This is a genomic window from Streptomyces sp. BE303 (assembly GCF_036290945.1).
Classification (GTDB): Bacteria; Actinomycetota; Actinomycetes; order Streptomycetales; family Streptomycetaceae; genus Kitasatospora.
In genome coordinates this window covers 1-423 of record NZ_JAQYWZ010000197.1, presented here as the reverse complement: position 1 = coordinate 423, position 423 = coordinate 1, and the positions used below count along the sequence as shown (strand labels likewise).

1 protein-coding gene is annotated in these 423 nt (G+C 75.4%); it reads right to left on the bottom strand.

The genetic code is table 11. The features are described from left to right. Window positions 1-114: 114 nt before the first annotated feature. On the bottom strand, window positions 115-423 hold a 309-nt coding region (locus tag PUR56_RS01135; RefSeq protein ID WP_329947463.1), incomplete at its 5' end, for a tetratricopeptide repeat protein.

Here is a 423-nt window from a genome sequence, read left to right as displayed (position 1 = left end):
GGCGACGGCCTGCTCCGCGTGGCCCGCCTGACGGTGGGCCTGGCCGCGCGAGCCGAGCGACCAGCCGTCGTCCGGGTCGAGGGCGAGCGCCGAGTCGAAGTCGGCCACCGCCTCCTACCTGACGCCCGCGAGCCGGTGCACCTCGCCCCGAAGTGCGAACGCCCAGGCGTAGGAAGGATTCAGGGTGACGGCGGCGGTGAGGTCGGTGACGGCTTCGTCGGGTCGGCCGGCCTGGCGGTGGGCCTGGCCGCGGGAGCGGAGCGCCCAGACGTCCGACGGGCTGAGGGCGAGCGCGGCGGTGAGGTCGGCCATCGCCTCCTCGGGGAGGACCGCCAGTCGGTGGGACTCCCCGCACATCGGAAGAGCGGCGGGGTGGGCACGGGAGTCGAGCAGGGGGTAGTTCTCGGGGGTCGCCGGATCCTG